Raw genomic sequence first — 6,177 nt, 5'->3', positions numbered from 1 at the left:
ATGAACTTGGTGCTAAATTTAAATTTTTAATTCCCATGCTTGCAATTACGTCCATAACTTTATTTAAAACATAATCACCTTCTCTAAAGTGATGGTGGAAAGAAATTGTCATTCCATCTTTTAATCCTGTCTTTTTAATGGCTTCTTCTATGCTACTTAACAATTTAGTTTCACCAGGTTTAACCTCAGCTATCTCTCTTCCTCTTAGTCTTCCCTTTGGCTCTACAGCAAAAGCTCCTTCAAAAACTTCTCTTCCTTCTACGCCTTTTATATTTTTTGGTATTTCTCTTCCTATCTTATTTAACATCAATGTCACCTCCAAAATCTACTTGCACACCTGCTGCTTTAGCAAGCATTATAGCTCTCTTAGCTCTTTCAATAATTGGTTTATCTACCATCTTACCATTTAAAGATACAACTCCTGAACCACGTTTTTTAGCTTCTTCAGCTGCTATTATTATTTTAATTGATTTATCAATTTCTTTTTGTGATGGTGTATAGATTTTATTTACTGGTCCTATTTGTCTTGGATTAATTACAGATTTACCGTCAAATCCTAATTGTTTTATTAATGTAGTTTCTTGAATAAATCCTTCTTCATTATTAACATCTGAGAATACAGTATCAAAAGCATATATTCCAGCTGCTCTAGCTGCTAAAAGAACTTGGCTTCTTGCAGTTAATAACTCAATTCCTTCTAATGATCTTGTTGTTTTCATATCAGTCACAAAATCTTCTGCTCCAATTGCAATTCCCATTAATCTTTTGCTAGCTGTTGCTATCTCATATGCATTTATTACACCTAATGCACTTTCAACAGCTGCCATCATTCCTGTAGTTCCAACTGGAATTCCTGCTTCTTTTTCAATTCTTTCAATTTCATTTTCTACATCAATTATATCTTGTGCTGTTTCAGTTTTTGGAAGTCTGATTATATCAACTCCAGCTCTAACCATAGCTTCTAAGTCTTCTAATCCATAAGGTGTTTCTAATCCATTTATTCTTACTACTAATTCAACACCTTCATAATCTAATGTTTTTAATGCATTAAATACTAAAAGTCTAGCAGTATCTTTTTCATTTATTGAAACTGAATCTTCTAAATCAAACATTATTGAATCTGCACCATAAATATGTGCATCTCTAATCATCCCTGGATTACTTCCTGGAACATACATCATAGTTCTTCTTAATTTGTAACTCATTATTTAACACCTCCGAAGTTAAATTTTTCTCCATCTGTTCCTCTAACAACGGCAGCTTGAACTCTTGCTTTTATAACACAGTCTAAAGCACCTTTATCAGTTGCTTGAACAGTTACATTAGAAACATTAAGTTCATTTAAAGTTTCTGATATAACCTTTCTTATTTGCTCACCAAATTGTTTTTCTACAGTACTATTTAAATCAATTTCTATCCCCTTATCATTTGGTTTTACTGTTACTAGGATATCACTTGATTCAAGAGTTCCTGCTGAAGCAGCTTTTACTATTTTCATAACTATTTCCTCCTTAGTTTTAACGGTTTTTTATTATATTAATAATTCTTCTACCTTCATCAGATAGTAAAAAATCAAATGTTGTCTTTGGTACTAAATCTCTAACATCCTCAATTTTATCTTCCTTTAATAAGGCTCTTACTTTAGATGCACTTATTTCCTCTCCATGAATAGCCTTTCTATCTATCTCTATTAAGTCTATTCCATGCTTTGGTAATACTTCTTTCATAACTTCATTATAAACTGAAGTTACTTTACAAAAAGGTTCATTTCCAACATACCTTCTAGTTATTCCTAAAGCTTTTGCTATATGCTTTGCAAAGATTTTTATATCAAGCTCTGCTTGGGATTTAACTATATCACTTTCACTTTTTAAGAAGTATGTTGGAAAAGTTGAATTTGATATTATGTAATCTACTCCTTTATGAAGAATTACATTCTTAAATTCTTTAATACCTTCTTTTACTAATTTATATCTATCTTCAGTTGGGAAAATTGACTCATCTTCATTTACCACAAATAAATGAACTATTTCATTTTCTTTTGATGCTCTTTCTATTAAATATTGATGCCCTAATGTAAATGGATTACAGTTCATAACTAAGCCTGCAACCTTTTTATAATTTCTAGCATTTACATCAAAACGAATACTTTCATCAATAAGTTCATTACAATATCTTTCAATTCCATGCTTATCATTTTCTAATACTATTGCTTTCTCTGCTTTTTCTAAGGTATAGAATCCTAGACTATTAAATAAGTTTTCATTTTTAGGTTTAGTAAAAACGAATAATCTAGAGTTATTTCTTCTATATTCTTCATTTATTAATTCAGAAACTATTATATTTGAAAGACCTTGTCCTCTATACTCATCTTTAATAGCAAAACATTTTAAAACATTTTTCCCAAAGGAACCTGTACCAATTATTTCACCATCTTTCTCAATATTAATTGTATAGTCAATTTTTCTATCTAACTGCAAATTTTCTTTTTCTAAAAAATCCTTTACAGACTCAAGTTCTCTCTTTCTTGGAGTATCTAGAATCACTTTTTCAAATTCATTTATGCTCATATAATAGTCTCCTTTGTCTTTAGTTTATTTTCTTACTGCTTCTGCTACTACATCTACAACTTCTTTATTAAATACACTTGGTATTATATTCTCTTCATTTAACTCTTTATCACTTATTAAGCTTGCAATTCCTTTAGCTGCATTTAATTTCATTTCATCAGTTAATTTATTTACTCTTCCTTTTATAGCACCTTTAAATATGCCTGGAAATACTAATAAATTATTTACTTGATTACTGAAATCTCCTCTACCAGTAGAAACTATTCTAGCTCCACCTTCTTTAGCAACACTTGGAAGAATTTCTGGTGTTGGGTTTGCTAATGCAAATATTATACTATCTTTATTCATAGTTTGTACCATTTCTTTAGTAACTATGTCTCCAACTGAAACTCCTATAAATACATCTTTTCCTTTTATAACATCTTCTAGTTTACCACTTTCTTTATCTTTATTAGTTACTTTAGCCATTTCTTTTTGTGGAGCATTTAAAGTTTCATCTCCATCTACTATTGCACCATTTATATCAGCTAATACTATATTCTTAGCACCTGCCTTTATTAAAAGTTTAGCAATGGCAATTCCTGAAGCTCCAGCTCCATTTATAAGAATCTTTATATCCTCCATTTTTTTATCTACAATTTTTAATGCATTATAAAGACCTGCTAAAACTGCTATTGATGTACCATGTTGATCATCATGATATATTGGTATATCTAATTCATTTATTAATCTTTCTTCTATATAAAAACATTCTGGTGCTTTAATATCTTCTAAATGAATTCCACCAAATCCTGGTGATATAGCTTTTATTATCTCAACTATCTTATCTGGATCGTTTTCATTTATAGCTATTGGAAATGCATCTATTCCTGCAAAAGCTTTATGTAATAACGCTTTTGCTTCAACAACTGGAAGTCCACCTTCTGGTCCTATATTTCCAAGTCCAAGTACTGCTGTTCCATTTGTAACAACTGCAACTGTTCTTCCTTTCAAAGTATAATCATATGCCTTAGACTTGTCCTTAGCAATTTCTAAACAAGGTGCTGCAACCCCTGGCGTATAAACGAGTGATAAATCTTCCTTATTTTCAACCTTTAATTTTCCTACAATTTCGATTTCTCCCATTTTTTCTTTATGTAACTTTAATGATTCTTTCTTTACATCCATATTTTACATCCTCTTTCGTTAAATTTTCTCCGTTTTTATATCTAAATAATAACATCTTTGTTTTACCATGTCAAAACATTTGTTAAAAATAAAAACAAATGTTTTAAAGAGGGCAAAAAAAAGACTAAAAGAATATTTACTTTTAGTTTTCTTTATCTATATTTAATATTTTTGTTGCTGTTTCAGCATCTGTTATTAATACATTTATAAATTTTCCTCTTAAAGCACCTATTATCGCTTCACCTTTTAATTTTCCTGATGTAACACCCACTCTATAAGGTATATTTTTTATAATATCTATATCTACCCCTATAACTTTTTGGTTTATTCTTGCATCGATCAAATTTCCTTCAACATCGTATACATACCCATAAATACATCCTACTGCATTTTTCTTTTTGATTTCATCGTTCAAGTAGTTCTTCCATAAACTTGATGCAAATACTGCATTTGTTGTTCCTATCCCTGTTAATGCAATATTAGCCTTGCTTGCTGAAAAGATTAAATCATTTATTACAGGCTCCTGTAAGAATGCTTTTCTTGCATAATCATTGTCAACATATAAAGGTGCATACAAATATTTATATTTCCCACTATATACATTTGCCAAACGCTTTATAAGTTCTGGCGAATCTATAAGTAGATTATCTTTTGCAGCTGCTCCAACTAGCTGTAGTACTGTGATAGGTATTTTATTATTAGGTTTCATATGCTTTATTACGTTAGATATAGTCTTTCCCCAAAGAACCCCAACAGTATCGTCTTCTTTAATTATTCCTTGAACATATTCTGCCCCAAACTCTCCTAATGCATAAATAATTTCATCATACGGTAAAGTTTTATTATCAATAATAATTGCATCTTTTAGTCCAAATCGTTCTTCCATTTCTTTCTCTAAGTTTTTCAAACGCTGTCTTGGATAATTAATATTTATCTCAACAACTCCACTTTCTCTAGCCTCTTGCAAATATTTAGATACCTTAAATCTAGTGGTTTCTAACTTACTTGCTATTTCAGATTGAGTTAGCCCTTGGTCATAGTACATAGTTGATAATTCAGCTAGAAAATTTATTTTTTCTAGCTGATTGAGTTTTTCATAATCATTCATAATCTTTCCTCTAATCTCTTGTATTTTACAATCATTTAATTATATATAATTTTTTTCTTATTTTCAACAAAACCTGTCCTTTCTCATTGCTATCACTTTAATTATCAGAATATTCCTTCATTTTTCTTTCAAAATTTTCTTTAACATTTGTATTTTTATGCAACAAATGTTTTGACTTTTTTTTTTTTATTTGTTATTCTTAGTTTAAGAAGTATAAAGTTTAATATTTAATTTCAAACAATATTTGGACAAGCCTACCTTGTTTTATAGAAAGTTTTATAAGTGCTTTATTATAATACATACCCTATGTAAACAATTTCATAAATGCTTATAAAATTTATAATTAAAAATTTAGCTTTATATTATTTTATTTTTACTAATGATGAGAAAGGATGCGAACATTATGTCAAATACTTTAACCAAATACAAAGGTTATATTTTCATTTTTTTAACTGCTTTATGTTTTAGTACACAGGAGATAAGTGGTAAGTATCTTGCAATGGATAATCTTAATGCTTATCAAATTAATTCAATAGCTTTCTTAATAGGTGCAACTATACTTTTACCAGTTGCAATAAAAGATATTAGAAAAATGCATATTCATCTTAAGGGAAAGGATTGGGCTTACTTCTTACTTTTAGGAATAATTCAAGTTTCTATTGGTATGACTTTAATGCAAGAAGCTTTAGTTTATACAACTCCAGCTATCGTTGCTGTATTAGTTTGTTCAAATGCAATTATGACCGTTCCTTTAGCTAGAATAGTATGTCATGAGAAGTTTGATTCTCGTTGTTGGTTTGCAATTATCCTTGCTGCCGTTGGTATCATTATTATATTTAATCCATTTGGTACTATGGGATCAAAAGATGCTCATCAACATTTAATTGGTGTTACTTTAGCACTTCTTGGTGCACTTTCAATTGCTTTATTTAACGTTTTAGCAACTAAAACTATTAAAAAATACGGAAAAGCTGTAACAAATAGTTTTTCATTCTATCTTGGTGTTTTAGTAATGTTTATATTTATGTTGATTTTCCACATTCCTATCATTAAAGGCATTAATATGCATAGTTTTGGTTTATTACTATACGTTGGTATTGTTGTAAAAGGTTTAGGATTCTTCTTCTTCTTAGGAGCTATGAAAGAAACTTCAGCTATTACAGCTACTAGTGTATTCTATATTAAACCAGTACTAGTTCCAATCTTAATGTTTTTAATTATGGGAGAAGTCATTACTACAAATGTTTTAATAGGTACTATTGTAATAATCATTGCATCACTTATTATCTTCCAATTAAAACGTGTAAATGCAAGAAAAAATCTCACAACCTA

At 29.3% G+C, this 6,177-nt stretch carries 7 protein-coding genes; 1 reads left to right on the top strand and 6 read right to left on the bottom strand.

All coding sequences use genetic code 11. The annotated features are described in order from the left end of the window. The 6 genes from ACRDDY_RS08315 to ACRDDY_RS08290 all read right to left on the bottom strand — a co-directional run. On the bottom strand, positions 1-307 hold a 307-nt coding region (locus tag ACRDDY_RS08315; RefSeq protein WP_438564488.1), incomplete at its 3' end, for a citrate lyase subunit alpha. Further along, the gene (gene citE, locus ACRDDY_RS08310; RefSeq protein WP_438564487.1) at positions 297-1,205 is read right to left on the bottom strand and encodes a citrate (pro-3S)-lyase subunit beta; all 909 of its coding nucleotides are present in this window, start codon (positions 1,203-1,205) and stop codon (positions 297-299) included. The genes citE and ACRDDY_RS08315, both read right to left, overlap by 11 nt. Next, complete coding sequence (citD, locus tag ACRDDY_RS08305; protein ID WP_438564486.1) at positions 1,205-1,498, bottom strand: citrate lyase acyl carrier protein; 294 nt, start codon at positions 1,496-1,498, stop codon at positions 1,205-1,207. Before citD ends, citE begins: the two co-directional genes overlap by 1 nt. 19 nt (positions 1,499-1,517) lie before the next feature. After that, positions 1,518-2,570: a [citrate (pro-3S)-lyase] ligase gene (citC, locus tag ACRDDY_RS08300; RefSeq protein ID WP_438564485.1), complete on the bottom strand. Its 1,053-nt coding sequence runs from the start codon at positions 2,568-2,570 to the stop codon at positions 1,518-1,520. 24 nt (positions 2,571-2,594) lie between these two features. Beyond that, complete coding sequence (locus ACRDDY_RS08295; RefSeq protein ID WP_438564484.1) at positions 2,595-3,737, bottom strand: NAD(P)-dependent malic enzyme; 1,143 nt, start codon at positions 3,735-3,737, stop codon at positions 2,595-2,597. A gap of 142 nt (positions 3,738-3,879) precedes the next feature. Beyond that, entirely contained in the window at positions 3,880-4,845 is a 966-nt protein-coding gene (locus ACRDDY_RS08290; protein ID WP_438564483.1) for a sugar-binding transcriptional regulator, read from the bottom strand. Between the two features lie 379 nt (positions 4,846-5,224). Between ACRDDY_RS08290 and ACRDDY_RS08285 the strand changes: the two genes are divergently transcribed. Further along, a partial coding sequence (locus ACRDDY_RS08285; RefSeq protein WP_438564482.1) for a DMT family transporter occupies positions 5,225-6,177 on the top strand: 953 nt, incomplete at its 3' end.

The organism is Clostridium sp. (assembly GCF_051656525.1).
Classification (GTDB): Bacteria; Bacillota; Clostridia; order Clostridiales; family Clostridiaceae; genus Clostridium.
Note: the sequence above shows the minus strand (reverse complement) of the source record. Positions and strands in the feature narration are given on the sequence as shown.

Excerpts from the sequence above, each read along its gene's own strand:
- citE (WP_438564487.1), bottom strand. The coding sequence starts at position 1,205 with ATGAGTTACAAATTAAGAAGAACTATGATGTATGTTCCAGGAAGTAAT.
- citD (WP_438564486.1), bottom strand. The coding sequence starts at position 1,498 with ATGAAAATAGTAAAAGCTGCTTCAGCAGGAACTCTTGAATCAAGTGAT.
- citC (WP_438564485.1), bottom strand. The coding sequence starts at position 2,570 with ATGAGCATAAATGAATTTGAAAAAGTGATTCTAGATACTCCAAGAAAG.
- ACRDDY_RS08295 (WP_438564484.1), bottom strand. The coding sequence starts at position 3,737 with ATGGATGTAAAGAAAGAATCATTAAAGTTACATAAAGAAAAAATGGGA.
- ACRDDY_RS08290 (WP_438564483.1), bottom strand. The coding sequence starts at position 4,845 with ATGAATGATTATGAAAAACTCAATCAGCTAGAAAAAATAAATTTTCTA.